The sequence below is a fragment of the Acetobacter papayae JCM 25143 genome, from assembly GCF_000613285.1.
Lineage (GTDB): Bacteria > Pseudomonadota > Alphaproteobacteria > Acetobacterales > Acetobacteraceae > Acetobacter > Acetobacter papayae.
Genome location: NZ_BAIN01000024.1, coordinates 16,301 through 37,634, shown reverse-complemented (window position 1 = coordinate 37,634; position 21,334 = coordinate 16,301). Strand labels below are relative to the sequence as shown.

The 21,334-nt window shown below is 59.5% G+C and carries 19 protein-coding genes and 3 pseudogenes; 9 read left to right on the top strand and 13 right to left on the bottom strand.

Going from position 1 to position 21,334, the window contains the following annotated elements; genetic code table 11:
* Positions 1–138: 138 nt before the first annotated feature.
* Genes JCM25143_RS20760 through JCM25143_RS17870 form a run of 4 tightly spaced genes read left to right on the top strand, consistent with a single transcriptional unit; the run spans position 139 to position 3,471 of the window.
* A complete protein-coding gene (locus JCM25143_RS20760; protein WP_051543065.1) occupies positions 139–687 on the top strand; it encodes a nitrogen regulation protein NR(II) in 549 nt (182 codons plus the stop codon).
* Between the two features lie 45 nt (positions 688–732).
* Positions 733–1,944 (top strand): putative bifunctional diguanylate cyclase/phosphodiesterase, encoded by a 1,212-nt coding sequence (locus JCM25143_RS17875; protein ID WP_159101614.1) that lies wholly within the window; start codon positions 733–735, stop codon positions 1,942–1,944.
* 58 nt (positions 1,945–2,002) lie between these two features.
* On the top strand, positions 2,003–2,146 hold the full coding sequence (locus JCM25143_RS22320) for a hypothetical protein (RefSeq protein WP_159101613.1): 144 nt from the start codon (positions 2,003–2,005) through the stop codon (positions 2,144–2,146).
* Positions 2,143–3,471, top strand: coding sequence for a methyl-accepting chemotaxis protein (locus JCM25143_RS17870; RefSeq protein WP_025860655.1), 1,329 nt, complete (start codon positions 2,143–2,145; stop codon positions 3,469–3,471). Before JCM25143_RS22320 ends, JCM25143_RS17870 begins: the two co-directional genes overlap by 4 nt.
* 141 nt (positions 3,472–3,612) lie before the next feature.
* Here JCM25143_RS17870 and JCM25143_RS25180 read toward each other — a convergent pair.
* A pseudogene (locus JCM25143_RS25180) lies at positions 3,613–4,544 on the bottom strand (LysR family transcriptional regulator).
* A 175-nt stretch (positions 4,545–4,719) separates the two neighbouring features.
* Here JCM25143_RS25180 and JCM25143_RS07800 point away from each other — a divergent pair.
* From JCM25143_RS07800 to arfB, 3 genes are all read left to right on the top strand, one after another.
* Entirely contained in the window at positions 4,720–5,304 is a 585-nt protein-coding gene (locus JCM25143_RS07800) for a PadR family transcriptional regulator (RefSeq protein WP_025860654.1), read from the top strand.
* Between the two features lie 33 nt (positions 5,305–5,337).
* A complete protein-coding gene (locus JCM25143_RS07795; protein ID WP_025860653.1) occupies positions 5,338–6,117 on the top strand; it encodes a siderophore-interacting protein in 780 nt (259 codons plus the stop codon).
* A 74-nt stretch (positions 6,118–6,191) separates the two neighbouring features.
* A complete protein-coding gene (gene arfB, locus JCM25143_RS07790; protein ID WP_025860652.1) occupies positions 6,192–6,614 on the top strand; it encodes an alternative ribosome rescue aminoacyl-tRNA hydrolase ArfB in 423 nt (140 codons plus the stop codon).
* 91 nt (positions 6,615–6,705) lie between these two features.
* Here the strand turns inward: arfB and argE are convergent, their stop codons facing one another.
* From argE to JCM25143_RS07730, 10 genes and pseudogenes are all read right to left on the bottom strand, one after another.
* Positions 6,706–7,854 carry an acetylornithine deacetylase gene (argE, locus tag JCM25143_RS07785; protein ID WP_025860651.1) on the bottom strand — a complete coding sequence of 383 codons (1,149 nt, stop codon included), beginning with the start codon at positions 7,852–7,854 and terminating at the stop codon, positions 6,706–6,708.
* The gene (locus JCM25143_RS07780) at positions 7,851–9,467 is read right to left on the bottom strand and encodes a GMC family oxidoreductase (RefSeq protein ID WP_025860650.1); all 1,617 of its coding nucleotides are present in this window, start codon (positions 9,465–9,467) and stop codon (positions 7,851–7,853) included. Before JCM25143_RS07780 ends, argE begins: the two co-directional genes overlap by 4 nt.
* Positions 9,467–10,861 carry a purine-cytosine permease family protein gene (locus JCM25143_RS07775; RefSeq protein WP_025860649.1) on the bottom strand — a complete coding sequence of 465 codons (1,395 nt, stop codon included), beginning with the start codon at positions 10,859–10,861 and terminating at the stop codon, positions 9,467–9,469. The genes JCM25143_RS07780 and JCM25143_RS07775 overlap by 1 nt, the downstream gene beginning before the upstream one ends.
* Positions 10,862–10,975: 114 nt before the next feature.
* Positions 10,976–11,383 (bottom strand): RidA family protein, encoded by a 408-nt coding sequence (locus JCM25143_RS07770; protein WP_025860648.1) that lies wholly within the window; start codon positions 11,381–11,383, stop codon positions 10,976–10,978.
* Positions 11,384–11,587: 204 nt separating this feature from the next.
* The gene (locus JCM25143_RS17860) at positions 11,588–12,937 is read right to left on the bottom strand and encodes an aldehyde dehydrogenase (protein ID WP_234395112.1); all 1,350 of its coding nucleotides are present in this window, start codon (positions 12,935–12,937) and stop codon (positions 11,588–11,590) included.
* Entirely contained in the window at positions 12,931–13,071 is a 141-nt protein-coding gene (locus JCM25143_RS25510; RefSeq protein WP_234395111.1) for a hypothetical protein, read from the bottom strand. The genes JCM25143_RS17860 and JCM25143_RS25510 overlap by 7 nt, the downstream gene beginning before the upstream one ends.
* Positions 13,068–14,325 (bottom strand): annotated as a pseudogene (locus JCM25143_RS17855) (flavin-containing monooxygenase). The gene JCM25143_RS25510 and the pseudogene JCM25143_RS17855 overlap by 4 nt, the downstream one beginning before the upstream one ends.
* Positions 14,326–14,438: 113 nt before the next feature.
* Positions 14,439–15,115, bottom strand: a pseudogene (locus tag JCM25143_RS17850) (DUF1028 domain-containing protein).
* 177 nt (positions 15,116–15,292) lie between these two features.
* Positions 15,293–16,351, bottom strand: coding sequence for a M14 family metallopeptidase (locus JCM25143_RS07735; RefSeq protein ID WP_025860641.1), 1,059 nt, complete (start codon positions 16,349–16,351; stop codon positions 15,293–15,295).
* A gap of 175 nt (positions 16,352–16,526) precedes the next feature.
* Positions 16,527–17,741: a DEAD/DEAH box helicase gene (locus JCM25143_RS07730; RefSeq protein WP_025860640.1), complete on the bottom strand. Its 1,215-nt coding sequence runs from the start codon at positions 17,739–17,741 to the stop codon at positions 16,527–16,529.
* A 255-nt stretch (positions 17,742–17,996) separates the two neighbouring features.
* Here JCM25143_RS07730 and JCM25143_RS07725 point away from each other — a divergent pair, with 255 nt between their 5' ends.
* Positions 17,997–18,965, top strand: a complete 969-nt coding sequence (locus tag JCM25143_RS07725) for a mitochondrial fission ELM1 family protein (protein ID WP_035370727.1) — start codon at positions 17,997–17,999, stop codon at positions 18,963–18,965.
* Between the two features lie 56 nt (positions 18,966–19,021).
* On the opposite strand, the gene JCM25143_RS07720 is transcribed toward JCM25143_RS07725, so the two are convergent.
* Complete coding sequence (locus JCM25143_RS07720; protein ID WP_234395110.1) at positions 19,022–19,222, bottom strand: hypothetical protein; 201 nt, start codon at positions 19,220–19,222, stop codon at positions 19,022–19,024.
* Positions 19,223–19,306: 84 nt separating this feature from the next.
* Positions 19,307–20,200 (bottom strand): phosphoserine phosphatase SerB, encoded by an 894-nt coding sequence (gene serB / locus JCM25143_RS07715; protein WP_025860637.1) that lies wholly within the window; start codon positions 20,198–20,200, stop codon positions 19,307–19,309.
* A 51-nt stretch (positions 20,201–20,251) separates the two neighbouring features.
* Here serB and miaA point away from each other — a divergent pair, with 51 nt between their 5' ends.
* Positions 20,252–21,283, top strand: a complete 1,032-nt coding sequence (gene miaA / locus JCM25143_RS07710) for a tRNA (adenosine(37)-N6)-dimethylallyltransferase MiaA (protein ID WP_408735029.1) — start codon at positions 20,252–20,254, stop codon at positions 21,281–21,283.
* The last annotated feature ends 51 nt before the right edge of the window (positions 21,284–21,334 follow it).

Below are 21,334 nucleotides of genomic sequence, written 5' to 3'. Positions count from 1 at the left end.
TATATAAAGAACAAAAATTCCATTTATATGTTTGTATTGTATTGAATTCCGCCTGATTTCCATTTCCTTATTTCATTTTGTTTCTATCTTTATTTTGGGTGTGGTTTCATTTTTATTTTTACATAACGGAATTTCCAAATGGTGGATTTTGCAGAAAGTCATGACGAGGAAGGGCAGGGGCTGCCTATAAAATTTGATTTTCTTGGCATGAATGCAAAATTTTACACTAAAATACTAGATGATCTGCCCGTCGCTATTATGGCGGTTGATCCAGAAACATTCGTAATTAGCTATGTTAATAAAACGTCAATATATCTGCTGAAGCAGATAGAGGCTCTTCTGCCGCGTGAGGTGGACAGCATACTAGGCTCCACCATTGATATTTTTCATAAAAATCCAGCCCATCAGCGGCACATCCTTTCAGGGGGCGCCTGTCTGCCCCACCATGCCCGTATCCGCCTTGGAGCGGAAACGCTGGACCTGCAAATTTCGCGTGTCGCGCTGGAGGAGGCTGAAGGGGCCATTCTCGTTCTGACATGGTCGATTGTGACCAAACAGGTGGAGGCGGAAGCTCATATCTGGAAGCTCGCGCATCATGATGCGCTGACGGGGCTGGAAAACCGGCATGCCTTTAGCCAGCGTATCAGCCCGGAGAGGGAGCGCCTCTGGTGGCGGGTGTCCTGCTGATTAGTCTGGTTGGCTTTGAAACAGTGAATGACCTGAATGGACGCCATGTTGGCGAAGCTGATTGTTCAGGTGGCGGACCGCCTGCGTCTGGCGTGCCAATCGGAGCCGGAAAGCCATATTGGGCGGTTGGAAGAGAGCCAGTTTGCCGTAATTGTTCCTTATGCTGAGCGTGAGCGCCTTGAGCGTTTTGCCAATATGCTGGTGGAGGTTCTGGGCCGTCCTTATTGGCTGGGGCAGAAAATGCTGCCCGGTGTTGCGGCGGTTATTGGTATAGTGAAAAGACCCCAGCATGGCACCAGCAGTGATCGATTGATTGCGCGGGCGGACATTGCCATGCGTGTGGCTAAAAGTGGCCGTAAAGGCGCGGTCGGGTTTTTTCATCCCGATATGGAGCGGCATCTGCTTGAGCGTATGCAGCTTGAGCAGGACCTGCGGCATGCGCTGGAAACAGGCGAAGGGCTGTTTGTTTTTTACCAGCCGATCATGGATGTCAGCAGCGGTCGGGTCAGCACGCGTGAGGCGCTGGTGCGCTGGTATCGGCCCTTATGGGGCTGGGTGTCTCCTGCCAGCTTCGTGCCGATAGCCGAAGAAACCGATCTGATCAGGCATCTGGGTGCTTTTGTGCTGAAGCGAGCCTGTTCTGATGCGTTGCATTGGGAGGATTCGGCGCGGGTTGCGGTCAATATATCGGGGCGGCAGTTCGGCAGGCAGTCCCTTGTTCCGGCTGTCATGGAGACATTGCGCGAAACGGGGCTGCCTGCTGAACGGCTGGAAATCGAGATAACGGAAACCGCGGCCCTGTCGGAAGATGCCGATGTTCTGGCCGATCTGCACCGGCTGCACGCAATGGGTGTACGTCTTTCGCTGGATGATTTTGGCACCGGGTATTCCTCCTTTTCTCATCTGCGGACATTCCATGTGGACAAGATCAAGATCGACGGTTCCTTCGTGCGGGATATGGTCGAAAGAGCCGAATGCGCTTCGGTGGTGAAAGCAGCGGCCGACATAGGCAAGCGGCTTGGTATTCCCGTTGTGGCCGAGTGTGTCGAAACAGAAGAACAGTTCCGCAGCATTGTATTTGAGGGGTGCACAGAGGCGCAGGGGTATTTGATTTCAACGCCGAAGCCGACTGCTCAGGATGTGGTTACTATAAATGTCCTTAACGGAAGTGAAGGTGATGCCTCTTTTGTTAAAGGGAATGAAATGGATATTTATTTTTCTTGTTCTGTCAGGTTAAGAGAAATTTATAAAAAGTAAACAATTGCATTTTTTTTTTGAATATGATTACCATTTTATTGAAGCAGGAGTGCACATCATGATTGATCTCAAAAAGGCGCTTCCTTCCTGGAATAGCGCGGATCAGAAAACCGGACAGACTGTATGGAACGCCGTAAACGGCGATCTGGAAAAAATTCTCCTGCGTGCCTACAGGGCGTCGGATTCTAGCTTCAGGCTATGAAAAGCGATGTTCTGTCCGAAGAAGTAAAGAAATTCTCCTATATCAGTCAGGGGAATTTCTGCGATGATTATTTTGCCGTGCAAGAGCGCATTGCCAACCGTCTGGCTGGCGAGGTGGATTATATCCGCTATCTCAGTCAGGTATACGCGCAGTATGTCAGCGGTCTTGTAGAGACTCTGGTCAAGAAAAAGTCCCTGTTCAGTGGTAACAGGAACCAGCTTATCGAGTCTCTTGTACGGTCTGTGATGTCGGATATATCCGTTGTGATGTATCATTATTTCATCCAGCTCAACAAAGTGGCGGATGAAGCCCGTGCGGCGGCTCAGGCCGAGCGTGAACACCGCGCTCAGGAAGACCGCGACGTCATCACTGTCATTACCGAGGCACTGGCGGCCTTGTCGGATGGCGACCTGACCTACCGGATCGAGAGCAACATGCCTGCGCGGGTTGAGGTGTTGAAGGAAAACTTCAACGCCATGGCCGAACGTCTTGAAGACACCATGAAGCGGATATCCGGCAACACGCAGGATGTCATGGCCAATGCTGATGGTATCCGTCAGAGCAGCGATGATCTGTCGCGCAGGACAGAACAGCAGGCGGCAACGCTGGAGGAAACCTCGGCTGCGCTAGCGCTGGTTACACGCCGGATTCGCCAGACAACCGAAGAAACGCAGCAGGCGCATAAACTGGCCGATGCCGCGCGGGGCGATGCCATGCAGTCTGCTACGGTTGTGCAAAACACGGTTGATGCCATTAACAAAATTGAAAAATCGTCCGAAGAGATCGCCAGTATTGTGGGTATTATTGGCAATCTGTCCTTCCAGACCAATATCCTTGCACTCAATGCGAGTGTAGAGGCTGCACGGGCTGGCGATGTAGGGCGTGGTTTTGCCGTGGTGGCGAGCGAAGTGCGTGTTCTGGCCCAGCGTTCAGCCGAAGCGGGGAAAGATATTTCCGCTCTGGTCAGTCGGTCTGGCACGCATGTGGCGGCCGGGGTTGCGCTGGTGCGTGAAACGGGAGAGCTGCTCCAGAAAATTGTGACGCAGATTCAGGACATTAACGTTCTGGTCTCCAATATTGCTTCTGCAGCACAGGAACAGTCATCCAGCATGAGCCAGATTGGCATCGCCATGACGGACATGGAGCAGACAACCCAGCAGAATGCGGCCGTTGCTGAGGAAAGTGCCGCTGCAAGTCACAATCTTTCCACAATGTCGGATGAGCTGGCCCGTTTGGTCGCGCAGTTCAAACTTGATGAACGCTCATTCCAGCCCGCCGGACAGATCGGTAGGGCGTCATCACGCAGCGGTTTGCGCCTGCTGTAATACGCTGCGTTTCTACTGAGATTTGTTAAGAAAACAGTTTCTGTGATCGGTTGTTTTTTATGTCGGTCACAGTCTGTTTCCGTGCGCGGTCTTGCTTCTGGGGTTAATGCTGCCGTAGTGGTGGCGCGTGCGGCTTGGTTGTTAGTCGCTATCGTCAGCGATGGTGCCGGGCAGGGGCTGACCAGAAAGTTCGCGCAGGCACATATCCATAAAAGCGGAAACCCTGAGTGGTAACCTTTGCTCCGTGATGGTGAATAGACCATAGATAAGAGGCGCGCACCTATCGGTCAGCGCCAGATAGGCCAGTGGCTTGTCGTCAAGGGCGTGCTGGTTGCGGGGGCGGGCATTACCCATGCCAAACCCGACACCGCGTGCAGCAAGGCTACGGATGACATCCATGCTCGGATAATGCCCAGCAATCCGCGGCGTAATGCCTGCACTTGAAAAAAGCTGAAGAAAATAATCGCGTGAAAAAGGCAGGTCGAGCAGCAGAAAGGCTCATCGGCCAGATCACGCAGGTGCACGCGCTTTTTCCGGGCGAAAGGATGATCCGACGAGGTAAAGACATAAGGCGGGAGTGCAGAGAGCGGCTGAAAGCTGATGGCGGGCGGCATGGTCATGTTGTAGCTGATCATGACCGAAATTTCGCCCCCACGGAGCTTTTCGCTCAGTTCCTCATGATGGCCCGCAATCACGTGCAGCCGTGCTTCGGGGTAGGTGGCACTGAAGCGCTGGATAAGGTCAGGGGCCAGAAGCGGGAAAAGTGTGGTCATGCAGCCCACGGTCACTTCGCCCTGCACGCGGCCCAGCATGCCGTTGAGCGAACTCCCCAGTTCCTGTGCCTGCAACAGAAGGGTGCGGGCTTCTTCCAGCACAACCCGGCCTTCGGGGGTGAGGGCCAGCCCTTGCGCATGGTGTCTGATAAAGAGCGAAACCCCAAACACGCTTTCAAGATGCGCAATGGCGGCGGATATGGCGGGCTGTGAGATCGGAATCTGTCGCGAGGCCTGTACGATGGAGCCTGTTTCGGCCGTAGCGACAAAATATTCGATCTGCCGCAGGGAAAACTTCACTTTCGGCACTCCATGGTGAAACCGGGCGCGACAGATGTTTTTTGCAGAAGCAGCCTGTTTTTTCAACAGAATTGCCTCTGGTGGCCTTTTGCGTGGTGGCCTGCCGGGTGAGTGGTAGAAAAACATATCCCGATATATCTTGACGTAAGATATATCGGGATATATGTATCGTGATATGAAACACAGAAACAGACATGACGGCGGCCGTAGCCGCTGGTTTTTTCCCCCGAAGCATGCGGGTTCCGCGCCTGAAGGGCGGCATGGTGGCAGAGGCGGGCGAGGCGGTGGTCGCCACCGGCACAGACTGTTCGATTACGGCGAAATGCGCCTGCTGGTTCTGAACCTAATTTCGGAAAAACCGACTTACGGGTATGAACTGATCCGCACCATTGAAGAGCGTTTTGCGGGTAGCTATACGCCCAGCCCCGGCGTGATCTACCCGACGCTGACCTGGCTGGAAGAGGCGGGTTACGCCACTCTGGTCGAGCAGGAAGGGCGTAAACATTTCCATATTACCCCACAGGGAACAGCGTTCCTTGAGGCCAGCCGTGCGGCGGTGGAGGAAATTCTCTCTCGTGTGGCGCGTGGTGCGCCCGAGGGGCGAGGCGGGCGGCATGCGCCGGTGCCGGTCATGCGGGCCATGGAAAACCTTAAAACATCATTGCGCCTGAGGCTCCGCAATGGAGGGCTGGATGCTGAAACCGAAGAAAAAATTGCAGCACTGATCGATGAGGCCGCCAGCGCGGTGTCCCGTCTCTGAAAGTTTGTGGATCAAAGGAAAGGAGTGCGGTTTATGGATAAAAATATCGGACATTGGGGCCATGCGCCTGAAATCAGCCGTGTGCGACATGAATTGCGCAAACGCTGCCTTGAGGTTGTTTCCGCTATCCGGCTCACCCCCCATATGATCCGCGTGACGCTGACAGGGCCTGAACTGGAGGGCTTTGTTAGTGCATCCCCTGATGATCACATCAAGATTTTCATTCCCGGTCTGGATGGGGCTCTGGTGCGCAGGGATTATACGCCCCGCCGTTATGACCCGGCCACGCGCATGCTAACGCTTGATTTTGTTAATCATGAGGGCGGGCCAGCCGCTGCATGGGCCCGGGCAGCCCGGTCGGGAGACAGGCTGGACATAGGTGGCCCTAAAGGCTCGCAGGTTATTGCAGGGGCGGTCGATCGCTGGCTGCTGATTGGTGATGAAACGGCTCTGCCCGCCATTGGCCGCCGGGTGGAGGAACTACCCGCGCAGGCGCATGTCACCACGGTTGTGACGGTGCCAGGGCCAGAGGATGAGCAGGTTTTTGCAACAAGTGCCCACCATCAGGCGCATTGGGTGCACAGGCCCATGCAACAGGCTGATGATGCACGCGGTATTCTGGCTGTTCTAGAAAAACTGACTATACCGGAAGGGAGTTTTATCTGGGTAGGGGCAGAGGCTCATGTGGCCAAAGCCGTCAGGCAGTATCTTGTGCACGATCGCGGCGTGCCGCTGCCATGGATCAAGGCATCAGGCTATTGGGTGAAAGGTCAGGCGGATGCCTCGGTCAAGGATCTGGCGGGTGGAGGCTGAGTAAGCCGGGCGTTTTCCTGCCAGTGAGTATTCCGGCATGGCCTGCGGGTGGCAAAGCGTGATATGCAGCGCGCATGGCCATTCCTATTGCCCCCGGACTGTTTCTGGCAGAGAGCGAACTGGAGTTCAGCTACATTCTGGCTTCCGGGCCGGGTGGGCAGAATGTCAACAAGGTTGCGACCGCCGCTCAGCTTCGCTTTGACGCCGCGCGTTCTCCCTCCCTTTCAGACCGGGTGCGCACCCGGTTGCTGGAACTGGCGGGCAGTCGCGCCACGCGCGATGGGGTGATTGTCATTACCGCGCGGCGGTTCCGCACCCAGCAGCGTAACCGGGAAGATGCGGTGGAGCGGCTGGCCGCCCTACTGCGCGAGGCAACGCATCGCCCGGCGTTTCGGGTAGCAACCCGCCCCAGCAGGGCCGCACGCCAGCGCAGGCTGGACGGTAAAAACCACCGCTCCGCCATCAAGCGCGGGCGTTCCGCATCCTATGATGATTGATTGCATGAAACCCTTTGTATCAACTTAGGGTTTCATGTCTGATCTGTGGAGCACTGTTTTACAACAGGCTCCATGTGGCTGCCCGGTTACGTTAGAGCAGTGTATCCACAATCTGTTTTACAAAATACCCACAGGCATCAAGCTCTTCAGGCAGGATGAACTCATCCGCCTTATGCGCACGGTCTATGGAGCCGGGGCCACAGACAACCACGGGCATGTTCAGATATTCGTTGAACAGGCCACCTTCTGTGCCAAATCCGATGCGTGATGCCCGGTTGTCACCCGTAATGCGCATGATGTCGCGCAGGAAGGATACATCTTCGGCGGTGTCCAGACCGGGATAGGCATTGAGCGTTTCAATCTCGATGCGTGCATGCGGGGTATTGGCGCACAGGCGGGCGGCCTCCTGCCGCAGGCGTTCAATCCATGGCTGCGGATCGGCACCGGGCAGCAGGCGCATTTCAAACTGAACATCGCACAGGTCCGGTACGATATTGAGGGCAACCCCACCCCGGATCAGGCCCACCTGCATGGTGCTGTAGGGCACCTCAAAATGGTCGTCCAGAATGCCGTTATTTTTCAGCTCTTCCTGCAGTTCTTCAATGGCTTTCACCATGCTGGCAGCCAGTGAAATGGCGTTGCACCCACGCGCGGGGTTGGCTGAATGTGCGGCCAGCCCGTGGCAGGTGATTTTGGCTGCCAGCTTACCCTTGTGGCCCGAGATTACGTGCAGGCCTGTGGGTTCGCCAATAACGCAACCGCGGGCTTTAAAGCCCTGTGCCGCCAGATCACGCAGCAGGGAATGCACGCCTACACAGCCGATTTCCTCATCATGCGAAAAAGCCAGATGCAATGGGGCGCGCAGGTCCGGCTTCTGCGCGGCATGGCGGGCGGCCACCAGCATGCAGGCCAGAAACCCTTTCATATCGCTGGTGCCGCGCCCGTACAGCTTGCCATCGCGTTCGGTCAGGGCGAAGGGGTCTGTTGTCCAGGGCTGGCCTTCCACCGGCACCACATCGCTATGGCCTGACAGCACGATACCATCGTCCGTTTCCGGCCCGATACTGGCAAACAGGTTGAACCGCCCGGGGTGCTCGCCAGCGACCCGCAGGCAGCGCGCACCAAGGTCGCGGAGAAAAGCCTCGATCCAGTCAATCAGTTCCACGTTCTCTGTGCGGCAGAGCGTTGGAAACGCGATCAGCTTTTCCAGAATGTCGCGGGTGGAAAGAGAGGTGTTCATGCCAACTCCGACAGGATCATGTCGGCGGCTTTGTCGCCAATCATCATGGTGGGGGCATTGGTGTTACCACTGATGAGTGTGGGCATGATGGACGTATCCGCCACGCGCAGCCCTTTGAGGCCCCGCACTTTCAGGTCTGGCGTGAGCACGCTGGCACTGTCAGACCCCATACGGCAGGTGCCTGAAGGGTGGAACACCGTGCTGGCGGAGGCGCGCAGATACTCCATTAGCTCCGCATCGGTCTGGAGTGTTGCCACGGGGGCCATTTCCTTGCCGCGAATACCATCGAAAGCAGAGGCGCGCAGGATGCGGCGGGCCAGCTTGATGCCTTCGAGCAACACCAGCCCATCACGTTCGTCGGACAGGAAGTTGAAGTCGATTTCAGGGCTGCGGCTGCCGTTGCGCGTCAGGCGGATGCTGCCGCGGCTATGGGGGCGCAGCACACAGGTATGCAGAGCAAAACCGTGGCCCCATTCAAACAGCCGTCCGCGATGGCTGCGATAGCCGGGCACGAAGTGGAACTGCACATCAGGCACGCCTTCGGCATAGCGGGTGGAGGCAAAGCCTCCGGCTTCCACGTAGTTTGTGGTCAGCCAGCCTTTGCGGCGGAGCAGAAACTGCAACGGGGCAGGCAGCACGGAGCCGAGCGATGCGCGTGAAAAACCCAGTGTCGAGGCTGAGCCGGAACGGAGCGTGACCAGACCATCAATATGGTCTTGCAGGTTACGGCCGACCTGCGGCAGGTCCGCCACCACGGACACACCGGATTCCAGCAGTTCCTCGGCATTGCCAATGCCAGAGGCCATAAGCAGGTGAGGGGAGCCGACCGCCCCGGCGGACAGAATGGTTTCACGGTGGGCGCGCAGGATGTGGAACTGCTGATTATGTTCCACAGTCACCCCCTGCACGGACCGCCCATCTGTTACCAGTGAGGCAACGCGGCAGCCGGTCAGCACATGCAGGTTGGGGCGCGAGAGCACGGGGGCCACAAAAGCGCGATAGGCACTCAGGCGTTTGCCGTCTTTCTGGGTGACATTGTAGATACCCACGCCTTCAAGCTGTGCGCCGTTGAAATCGGTATTGGCTTTCAGCCCGACTTCCTCAGCGGCCTTAATGAACAGGCGTGATACATCCAGCGGGTCGCGCGGCTGATCCACGATCAGTTCACCGCCCGTGCCATGAAACTGCGGGTCCTGATGCAGGCGGTTGTCTTCCTCGCGCATGAAGTATTTCAGCACCGAGTCATAACCCCAGCCGGTACAGCCAAGGCTTTCCCAGTGGTCGTAATCCGAGCGGGCGCCACGGATATAGATCATGCTGTTCATGGAGGACGAGCCACCCAGCATCCGCCCGCGCGGGACATGAATGCGCCGGTTATCGAGATGCGTCTGCGGGGTGGAGTAATACTGGTAGGTGTATTTCTGGCTTTTGTAGAGCGAAATGGTGCCTGCCGGTACATGAATACGCGGCGTGTTGTCGGGCCCGCCGGCTTCAATCAGGGCGACGCGCAGGTTGCTGCGCGCGCTCAGGCGGTTGGCGAGCACGCAGCCCGCAGCACCACCGCCGACGATGATATAGTCGAACTCGGTAGGGAAATCGGTCTGGGTGGTCATTATTCGGCACTCCCGATGGCAGGCTGCCCGGCGCGTTCATGGCGCATCAGCCAGACATAGAATACGGTGACAAAGATCAGCCCCACGATCCATGAAATATCGGCCCCGCCCAGCATGTTGGCAACAGGCCCGGTATAAAGGCCGTTGGAAACGAAGGGGATTTGGATCAGGATACCAAACACATAGGCAATCAGGGCGGGCCAGCAGTAGCGGCCATACACGCCGCCATCTGCCCGGAAGAACGAGGCCACATCATACTGTCCATGCCGGATCAGATAGAAATCAGCCAGATTGATCGCGGTCCACGGCACCATTACGTAGAGCAGCAGAAGAATGAAGTTCGTGTATTCTTCCATAAAGTTCGCAGCCGCCCCCAGAGCGATCACGAGCGAAAGACTGGCCAGCACAACAGCTGTGCCCGCGCGGCCCACATGGGTTGCTTTCCATGAGGGGATCAGGGTCTGCACAACCGTGATGGCCGATAGCGCGCCGCAATAGAGGTTCATGGCGTTGGTGCAGGCAATGCCCAGTGACAGCACGGGAATAATGAACAGGGCCAGAGATCCGACCTGTGCCGTCAGGGTGCTGACAACATCGCCCCCGGCTGCGATCACGCCCAGCAGCGCGCCCAGAATCATGGGAAAGAGCGAGCCCAGAACGCAGCCCCAGTAGCTGGCCAGAAAAGCCTGACGGCTGCCTGTGCCGGGCGGCAGATAGCGCGAATAATCCGAAACATAGGGGGCATAGGCAATCTGCCACAGGGCAGCGGTGGAAAGCCCACCCAGAAAGCCCGAAATGGTGAACGTGCCGTGCGACAGCGTGGCGGAAGACACGCCGTTCACACCCAGAATCCAGATAAAGCACAGTGCCAGTGCCAACCCGGAAATGATGGTCATCAGCCGTGTGTAGGCGTGGATCAGGTCATGGCCATAAATGGTGGCCACAAGGCTGATCAGGCCCAGCAGCACAATACAGGCTTTTTCAGGCAGGAAGGTCGCTACCGTGTGCAGGGACTGTCCACCCAGCACAAGGTTGGAGGCGAAGAAACCGACATACATCACCACTACCAGACAGATAACCGCCATGGCCCCCAGAGAGCCAAACTGGCCGCGTGTCTGCACCATCTGAGGCACGCCAAGCTGCGGCCCCTGTGCGGCATGCAGGGCCATGAACAGGCCACCGATCATGTTGCCCAGCACGGCGGACAGCATGGCAGGCCAGAACGGCTGGTCGAACACGGTAGTGGACAGCGCGCCAGTGATGATGGTCAGCATCATGATGTTGGAGCCGAACCATACGGTAAACAGGTCGCGCGGGCGGCCGTGTCTCTGGTCGAGTGGAATCTGGTAGATTGTGTGGGCTTCGGGCCCGCGTGCCGTCGCGGCGTCGGTCATGTGGCGGTTCCTTCCAGTGGCGTCAGGCGACGGAGTCCTGTTTGTGGTGATATCGAAACATTTTGCGCCGAAAGAAACCCCGCAGCCGGTCCGGGCGGCGGGGTAGGGTGGCGGCTATTCGCGTTCGGCTATGACGTCGACTTCAATCAGCCATTCCGGGCGGGCAAGCGCCACAACCACAAGACCGGTAAAGACGGGAAAAACGCCTTTCATGCGGCGGCCCAGTACGCGGTAGGTGGCCTCGCGGTGGCGGATGTCGGTCAGGTATACAGTCACCTTGCAGATATCGATCAGCTTGGCGCCCGCTTCGGTCAGCAGGAGGGTGATGTTGTCCATGACCTTTTCGGCCTGCGCGATGGGGTCGCCCACGCCGATATTCTCGCGCGTGTCGAGGTCCTGCGGTACCTGACCGCGCAGGTAGATGGTGTTGCGCGTGATAACGGCCTGACACAGGTCGTTATCAAGGGCCTGCTCGGGATAGGTGTCCTTGGTGTTGAAAGGACGGAGGCGTGTATGGGCCATGGTCTTGTGTTCCCTGTATGAGTTGCTGCGGCATGGCGATGCTGTGCCATGCCGGGCCACGCGAACGGGGGCGGGCTGTCTGGCCCCGGTGGCAATAACCGGAGGCCGGAATGACAGCCCGCGTGATCCTGTTGCGAGTGTGGAATGTTTTATGGGTTCAGAAAAAGAAATTATTTCTGATGTTCTGCATCCATTAAGCTGAGGTCAGTACTGAATCCATACGGTTTTCAGCGCTGTGTATTTGTCAAAGCTGTGCAGCGAGAGATCCCGCCCGAAGCCGGATTGTTTGACACCGCCAAATGGCGTCATGACCGAGAGCGCATCCACCGTGTTGACGGATACAGTGCCCACCTGCAGGCGCTCGGACAGGTCAAGGGCGCGCCCGATATCGCGTGTCCAGACAGAGGCGGCGAGGCCGTATGGCGTGTCATGGGCAAGGCTCAGGGCCTCGTCCTCGGTGCGGAAGGTCTGGATGGCCAGAACCGGCCCGAAGATTTCCTCACGCGCGATAGGCGCATCATGCGGCACATCGGCAAAGACAGTCGGCTGGATGAACGCGTCAGACGCGCCAATACTCAGCCGCTCGCCCCCGGCCACAAGGCGGGATGTAGCCCGGCCCGAGGCCAGAAACTCCGCCACCCGTGCGGCATGGCGGGCATCGACCATGGCCCCCATGCGTGTTGCGGGGTCAAGCGGGTTGCCGGGTATGATGGCCTCCGCGCGCTGGCGCATCCGCTCGATCATGTCCTCGGCAATGTCGGCATGCACAAGCATGCGTGAATTGGCGGAGCAGACCTCACCCTGATTGAAGAAAATGCCAAAGGCCGCCTTGTCGGCAGCGGCTTCCAGATCGGCATCGGGGAAGATGATGTTAGGGCTTTTGCCGCCGGTTTCGAGCCAGACGGGCTTCATGTTGCTTTCACCCGCATAGCGCATGAACAGCTTGCCCACATCGGTCGAGCCCGTGAACACGAGGCAGTCCACATCTTCATGGCGGCCAAGAGCCTGCCCGGCTTCCTCGCCAAAGCCCGGCACCACGTTCAGTACGCCATCGGGCAGCCCGGCTTCGGTGGCAAGCTCGGCCAGTCGCAGGGCAGAGAGCGGCGACTGTTCAGCGGGTTTGAGCACCACCGAGTTGCCCGCGGCCAAAGCCGGAGCCAGTTTCCAGATCGCCATATCCAGCGGGAAGTTCCACGGCACCACGGCCCCCACAACCCCAAGCGGCATGCGGCGGATCATGGCGATATCGCGCCCGCCCGTGGGAGCGATTTCATCGTAGATCTTGTCGATGGCCTCGGCATGCCATTGCAGGAAATGCGCCGAACCGGGCACATCCACCGTCATGGTTTCCGTAATCGGCTTGCCCATGTCGAGCGTATCGAGCAGGGCGAACTCTTCGTGATTCTCGCGGATAAGGGTGGCAAGCCGCAGCAGCGTATCCTTGCGTGCCGTGGGGGACAGGCGCGACCAGCGGCCATCGGTAAAGGCAGCGCGCGCCGTCCTGACCGCACGGTCGATATCCTCCGCCCCACCGCGTGCAACGCCTGTCAGCACCTGCGCCGTGGCCGGTTGATGCTGTCAAAGCACGCGCCGGATGCGGCGTCGACAAAACGCCCGTTAATCCAGCAGCGGTTGCGCAGGGTCAGGCGCGCGGCCTGCTCTGTATAGTGGGACAGGCTTTGCATCATGCGTCCTTTCTGGCTGGCTTATAGGCCATGTAGCCGCGCTGCTTGGCAATGTGATCCGCGACGTATTTCGCATCATGCCACACACCCCAGATAAAGGAGGAGCCGCGGCGGGTCTGCCAGGGCAGGCCCAGAAAATATACGCCCGGTTCAGAAGAAACGCCGCGCTGGTGGCGGGGGCGACCGGCATCGTCCAGTGCCTCGACCTTCAGCCAGCCATAATCCACACCAAAACCCGTTGCCCAGATAACGGTGCCAATACCGGCTTTTTTCAGATCGAGTTCCAGCAGCGGGTTTGTCATGCAGTCAGGGTCGGGTAGGAAGGTATGGGCTTCGGGCTCGGGCGGCAGGTTCAGCCGTTGCGGGTTACGTAAGCATCGGCCTCGCCCAGCAGGGACAGGTAGTTGGCATCGCCCCGGGCGATGTTCTGCGCCAGATCAGGGGCAAAGCGCAGCACGCCATCGCGGCATGTTTCCGTGCGGCCCAGCAGGGTCATGCCTTCGGCAGCCAGACGGCGGAAATCAACCGTATGCCCGCCATTGGCGCCGCTGACGGCAATGGTGGTGTGTTCAACCCCCGGCGTTGCTTCTGCATCCCATTTGTTCAGAACACCCAGCCACCAGACAAAATCGCGCCCACGGTAGCTGCGCGGCGGACGGTCATGCGGGCCGACTGACAGATAGACCTTGCGGCCAGCGCGCATGAGTTCTTCGGCAATCTGCACGCCCGAGGAACCCGCCCCCACGACCATGACAGCGCCTTCAGGTAGTTGTTCAGGGTTTCGGTAACTGGCTGAATGGATCTGAAGAAAATCGGATGAGGGCGGAATAAGGGGTGGGATGACGGGAATCTGGAACGGCCCCGTGGCGGCTACTACGGCTTCGGCTCGATCACACCTTCGGAGGTTTCAACCTCAAAGCCCGTGCGCCCGACATTGCGGCGCACTTCTTTGACTTCCACACCACAGCGGATCGGCGCTTCAATAACGCTCGCGTAGTCTGCCAGATAATCTGCCACGCGCTCCTTGGGCACGAAATCATCCGGGCCATCTTCTGAAAAATCAAGTCCGGGAAAGCGGTCATGCCATGCCGGGCCATTGGCGACCAGTGAATCCCACCGGCAGCTCCGCCAGCGCTCGGCAATACGGCTGCGCTCAAGCACGACATGCTTGATACCGTATGCGCGCAGGTGTTCGCTCATGGCAATTCCGGCCTGACCGGCGCCCACGACGAGGACTTCGGTTTTTTCGACGGGCATGACCGTCTCCTTTTGCAGGGCCGCATTTTCTGGATGCGGCTTAATTATTATCATATCGAAACGAATTAGGTCGTGCTGACCCGTATCCGCTTGCAGGTCAGTGGTGCCGGGGCTTATTCGTCGCCCGGCACGCCGTAGGAAGGGGCTGCATCAGGGTTGAGGCAGCGCGTCACGTAGTCGTGCATCTGCGGTGCCCAGACATCCCACAGGGTGTTCAGGCGCGTGATCGGGTCTTCATCCCAATCCACGCGCAGGTCGGCCAGAGGCCATTTCTGCGTATCCACCACCAGCAGCCCGGCGGATTTTACGGGGCCCGCTTCGCCCCCCGCTGCAATGCCTGCCTGCATGGCCTGAATAACGCGCAGGCCCAGTTCCTGCTGTGGATCAGACTGGGCAAAGCTGTCTGCAATGGCCTGCGGCACGGCTTTGGTGGCCAGCAGGTTTCCTGCACAGGCAACATCCACACCTTCGAATTGTGCGTTCAGTCCCAGTGCTTTTTCACCAGACCACACGGCCGTGCGTCCTTCCTGGTCGATCAGGGTCATCTGGCGGTAGGCAGGATAGGTGCAGCGGCTGATGATGATGTCACGCGCCTGCTCGGCTGAAGCTCCGGCTTCCATCAGGTCCAGCGCCCAAGGGCCAAGCCGCGGTCCGTGACATTCTGCGAGGTAACCGCTCCCACACCCGCGCGGGCAAAGGCGCAACGCGCCGCCACAGCAGGGGAGGAAGAGGAAACGGCCACGGCAAATTGGCCGGTGCGGGAGCAGCGCGCAACAATGGAAAAGGTCATGGTTTCGGTGTCTCTTTGATAAGAAAACAAAGGCTGTCCGAGCAGAAGTTCCGACAACAGGGAAAACGTAACACCATTATTTTGACACCGGAACATTGACTTTCCGGGGCGCTGGTTCTGTTTTTCTGATGCTATTATGTGCGCGGCATCAGGGAATTATAGGGAACAGAAAAGAAGCTAGGGTGTCTGCCCGGCCGGTTGCGCCAGACGCACGGCTGTATGCCCCCGGCGCACCCGGAAATTGGGCATGACCAGCATGCAGTTGTCATATGGTGTGCGGATTTCATCCGGCCCGTCCAGCGCAATGACGGTACCGGCAGTGGGAATGATCTCTGCACTGGCATAAGGGCGCACAAAAGCAAAGGTGGCTGTGTGGGCCTGCACGCAGTCTGTAACTGTTGCTGTTTCAATCGGTGGTTTTTTACAAATTCCGCTTTGTGTATCCGCCCCGCTCAAGCCTTGCGTGCCGGTCACGGCCGTAAATTGCCTGACAGCCTGCACGGCAGTCTGTGCGGCACTCTGGCTCCAGTGCTGACCGGTTTCGAGCAGGCAGGCGCGGGCCTGCCCCCCTTGGGCGGAAAACCGCGCATAGTCGATCAGCCTGCTGCCATCCTGATGGCCGTCATCGCAGATAACAAGCGGTGTGGGGGAAAGCCCGCCCGCCAGATGGCAGGCCATGCTGTGGTTACGTTCCTGCCCGCTATGCAGGAAAAGCGGCGGGCCGGGCCAGAGCATGGAGTGCAGGTCCAGCAGCAGGTCTGCGGTTTCGATAACGGGCAGCACCTCACGCACACGGCGCATTTCAAGGGAGTCGTGCTGGGAGTGGATCAGTCCAGGCCGCCACAGGCGGTTCATGTCTTCTTCCACATAGCGCGCGCGGGTGGGGTGGGCCGGGTTGTAGCGCGCATAGGCATCGGGGTTGAGAAAAATCAGGCTCAGCCGCCCGTGGCGGGGTTTGGGGCCTTTTTTCAGCAGCATGTTCAGCGCATAGGCGCCGGATGGTTCGTTGCCGTGCATGAGAGCGGTTACGACAACATGCGGGCCGGGCAGACTGCTTTCGAAATGATGCACGCCGCGTAGGCCGCAGTTTCCGGCAAGCCATGGGCTCAGGTCAGGGGGAGGGTACTGGGGTGGAGCTGCTGGCGGGACAGGTAAAGGTAGAGGCAGGGCATCGGATACGGTGCGGACACGCACGCGCCGCCGCCCCGCATGACGGCGTTTGGACGCGCAACTCATGTTTTCCCCCTGACGCTGTCCTGCGCGTTGCTGCCATGGCGAGCTTGCCACGGGCGTAAGGGGAACAGGGAAAAAGGTCTGGCCCGCATGGGGGCGAAGTATGGTTCGGGTTCTGCTTCCCTGCAATCCCCCAACCGTTACCCTTGCGATTTCGCGCGTGATCCTGCGGTGGTGCTTAACGTGTGCGGCGGCTTTTTGAGGTGTCCTGTTCGGTAGACAGGGCCTGCTCAGGGCTGAGAATCCGCAGTTTTACACCGGCACCTACCTCGACCTGTCGCAGGCGCTTGCGCTCGGCGGCAGCGCAGAGCGTCAGGGCCGAGCCTTTTTGGCCCGCACGCCCGGTGCGGCCAATGCGGTGCAGATAGGTCTCAGGCTGTTCGGGCACATCGTAATTGATAACCTGCGCCACGGCGGCAATATCCAGCCCGCGTGCTGCCACATCGGTCGCAACCAGAATGAACAGGCGGCCTGAGCCAAAACTGGCCAGCGTGCTGGTGCGGCGCTCCTGTGTCAGGTCAGCATGCAGGGGGGCTGCGGCAAAGCCTGCCTTGCGGAGTGTTGCGGCAAGCTGGTCGGCTTCTGCCTTGGTGCGGACGAACACGATGCTGCGGGTTTTGGGAGCGCGGCTGAAAAAGGTTTTGAGGAAAGCCGCTTTTTGCGTGTCTTCCATGAACAGCGCACCCTGCCGGATCGGCCCACGCTTGAGCGGTTCGCGCTCGACGGTAATTTCCTGCGGTTTGTATAGCAGGCTGGCCAGAAGGCTGGCCTGTGCATCGGGCCGGGTAGCCGAAAAAACAAGGGTCTGCCGGGGCTGGGGCAGGTGGTCGAGCAGGGCCGAGGTCTCATCCAGAAACTCGGCAGAAAGCAGGCGGTCGCCTTCATCAAGCACGAGGCTTGCACAGTCATCCAGCGAGCACTGACCCGCCATGACAAGGTCAAGCAGGCGGCCGGGTGTTGCAATCAGGATCTGGGTGCAGGGGCGTGTCAGGTCCGATGTCGCATCCACCAGAGCCTGTGTCTGCTCCGCGCGGTCCGTGCCGCCGATAATGGGCACAACCGGCACGGGAGGCTGGCTGGTGGCTTTGCCACGCCCTGTTGCAACCCCCATGCAGTGCAGGAAGACTTTTGCTGTCTGGAGCACAAGGTCACGCGTGGGCAGCAGCACCAGAACCATGCGTGCTTTGCGTGTTTGTAGCAGGGTCTGGATCAGTGGCAGCGCGTAGGCCGCGGTTTTGCCAGTGCCGGTGGGGGCAGTGGCCAGAATATCGCGCCCCTGCAGAATAGCCGGAATGGCGGCATCCTGAATGGGGGTGGGCTGCGTCAGCCCGGCCTTGGCGGCCATGGCGCACAGAACGGGGGACAGGCCGGTGTGTTCGAAGCTGTCAGCCATGCTGTTGCCTTTCTTGTGCTCTTAAATACGGTGTGTAGTCTGACGACAGGGCTGGGACTACCCATAGGAAAAATAACGGCGCGCCAAACGCGCCAGACGGGGTGTAGCAAAGGAAAGCGCGTGATGGCGAGTGTTGACTATGCCGCGGACAGCAATGACACGCGACCGCCACCAGTAAAGGTGGAGCAGGAGGCCGGGCAAACGGCAGTATCCGGGTCGGATGAGTGTGCGCTCAAGCCGTGTCAGGCGTTTGTCATGGGGGAAGATTTCGCGGGTATGCGTTCGCAGGCGCTGGGGCTCGCCACACGGGCCGGGTGGCACGGGGTGTTCTGCCCTATCTGCCCGGACCGTGTGGCGCGTCTGGCCCTGTCTGGCCCACGTTGGCTCAGCCATGGCTTCCTGCGCGGCCCGGATGGCCGCCACCTGCATGAGCATGAAGATCTGGGTGCTTCGGATGTGGTGATCAGCATTGGGGGCAAGGGCGGAGCGCTGGGTGCGGCATTGGGCGAACACCAGCCGCCGGGGCGCAGGGAGCGCCTGCCGGTTGTGCAGGTGCAGCACCCCAGGCTGGATCTGGGGCGTTTCGATCTGGTGGTTGCCTGCCGTCATGATGAAATCAGCGGACATAACGTGCTGGTGGGCCGCACGGCGCTGCATGGCCTCACGCGTGAGCGGCTGGATGAGGCAAAAGCACTCTGGGCGCCACGCTTTGCCCATTTGCCCCGCCCGCTGGTGGCGGTGCTGGTCGGAGGGTCCAACGGCCGGTACACCTTTGGTGTGGCCGAGGCCGCGCGGCTGGGGCGTGTGCTGGTGGAAACCATGCGCGCGGAAGGGGGCAGCCTGCTGGTAACGCCCTCGCGCCGGACCGATGCGGCCGCCCTGCGTGTTCTGAGCGATGCGGTCAAGCAGGTGGACGGTTTCGTGTGGGATGGCGAGGGCGAAAACCCCTATCTGGGCCTGATTGCCTGCGCGGATAGTCTGGTCGTGACCATGGATAGCGTGTCCATGATGTCCGAGGCCGTGGCCGGTTTTGCCCCTGTAACCGTCTTTCCTCTACCCGGCCGTTCACGGCGGATCAGTACCTTTGTCGAGGAAATGGAACTGGCCGGGCGCGTGAGATTGCTTGAGGCGGATGAAACCCGCCTGCAACGCCCATGGGCTGTTACCCCGCTGGATGATACGCCCGAGCTGGTGGACGAAATGCACCGCAGGCTGGGGTTCTGACCCGACCGGGGGTTACGCGCGGTTGAAAAAGCGGGTTTTTCAGCCCGCGTGGCCGCTCAGATCCAGATCGTGCCGAGTAGCAGCAGCGTGCCCACAATCAGGGCCGCGATGTGGCGCATGACAAATTCGGGGGAACCGGGTGGCAGCGTCAGGGCAAAATGCAGGCAGTAGCTCACCAGAAACAGGCCCAGCACGACACAGCTTGCACGGATGAACGGATAGGTTGAAACGTCACGCGGGTCGAACTGCATGGTCATTCCTTTCCTGTACGGCTGCCAGTCTCTTTTAGCCCGGCGCCGATTCGTCTTATCCAGAGCGGCTGTGCCTGATCCTGCCTGAGTTCAGGCGCTCACAAAAACCGATGCCGGATAACCCTGCGCGAACAGTGCTGCTCGCAGCGAAGCGTAGTTGATCTGGTTGGTAATGGCCTGCCGCACAACAGGTTTCGCATGGAATGCCAGCCCAAGGCCAGCCCTGTGCAGCATGGGCAGGTCGTTTGCGCCATCCCCAATGGCCAGCGCCGCATCTTCGGGCAGGTTGTGGCTCTGTTGCAGGGTTTCAAGCAGGTGCAGCTTGGCATCCGGCCCCAGTACGGGCTGGGCGGTCTCGCCTGTCAGGCTGTCGGTGGCTTTATCCATCAGCAGCACATTGGCGTGGTGTTCATCAAACCCGCACAGAGCCGCCACGCGCGCGGTAAAGAAGGTAAACCCGCCTGAAACCAGCGCCGTTCTGGCCCCAAAGGCGCTCATGGTGCGCACCATTTCCAGCGCGCCGGGGTTGAGGATGACATCCTTCCACGCCGTTTCCAGCAAGGAGGTGGGCAGGCCGCGCAGCAGGGCCACCCGTTCACGCAGCGAGGTGGCAAAATCGAGTTCACCATTCATGGAGCGCGCGGTAATGGCGGCTACTTTCTCGCCCAGCCCGGCATGGGTTGCCAGATCGTCCAGCGTTTCATTGGCGACAATGGTGCTGTCCATGTCGGAAACCAGTAAGCGCTTGCGGCGGTTGGCAGCCGGGGTCAGCAGCACGTCAATGGCTTGCCCCTCCATGGCTGCATGCAGGGCGGGCAGGCTTTCGCGGGCTGTCTGCGGGCAGGGAATATCCACGGCTTCCGCAGGGCTGAGTACGACCGTTTCGCCTTGCGCGAGAACAATATCGCGGGCAAGGGCAATGGTCTGGGCGGCGAGTGAGGTTTCCTCACGCCGGGCGACAAGGGTCAGAACAAGGCTCGTCATGGCAGCAGGGTGTGTGGCAGGAATGCGGGCATGAAGCAAGCGGAACACCCCATGACACTTTCTGAAATCCGTCCTTCCTGCTCCATGGCGCAGGGCGCGCCCGTGGCGCTGGTGGTGGCGGGGCCAACCTGCTCGGGCAAATCGGCACTGGCCCTGTCGGTGGCGCGCGCGCTGGCCGAGCATGGGCGTGAAGGAAAAGGCTGGGTAGGGGCAACCATCATCAATGCGGATTCCATGCAGGTCTATAAAGACCTGCGGGTGCTGACCGCACGCCCGAGTGTGGCGGAGGAGCAGGCGGTGTCGCACCGCCTCTATGGGGTTCTGCCTGCCTCCAGCACGGGGAGCGTTGCTTGGTGGCGCACCCATGCGCTTGAGGCCATGCAGGAGGCATGGGGTGCGGGCCGCCTGCCGGTTCTATGTGGCGGAACAGGGATGTATTTCCGTGCGCTGACCCATGGGCTGGCCGCGATTCCCGAATGCCCGCAGGCCGTGCGGGATGAAGCCCGGCAGGCCATGGCGCAGGATGGAGCCCCCGCCCTGCATGCCCGCCTTGCCAGTGTGGACCCTGAAACGGCGGCGCGCCTGCAACCTGCCGATTCCCAGCGGATTACCCGCGCGTGGGAGGTCTGGCGCGCTACGGGGCGCAGCCTGAGCTGGTGGCAGGCCCAGCCGGGGTTGCCGCCTGCTGCCTGTCGTTTTGTGGCGGTAAGGCTTGCGCCGGAGCGCACGGTGCTGCGCGCGCGCATACAGGCCCGGTTTGAAGCCATGCTGGCTGCTGGTGCGGTGGATGAAGTGCGCGCTCTGCTGGTACAGGGGCTCGACCCCGCTCTGCCTGCCATGCGTGCCCATGGTGTGCCGGAACTGGCGGCCATGCTCGAAGGCCGTATAACGCAGGATGAGGCCATGCGGCTCGCCGTGCAGGCCACGGGGCGTTATACCAAACGTCAGGCGACATGGTTTGCACACCATGCTCTGGCTGAGCCAGACTGTACATGCAATGTTGATACGTGTTTTGAGAATGTCGCGCAATTTTCGGAAAGAAAATTGCATGGAATCATCTCTTTTATTTTGCGCTTGGCTTGACGCCTGTAATCACAAGGCATAAACAAACCCCCTGATCCCACTTCAGGGGCT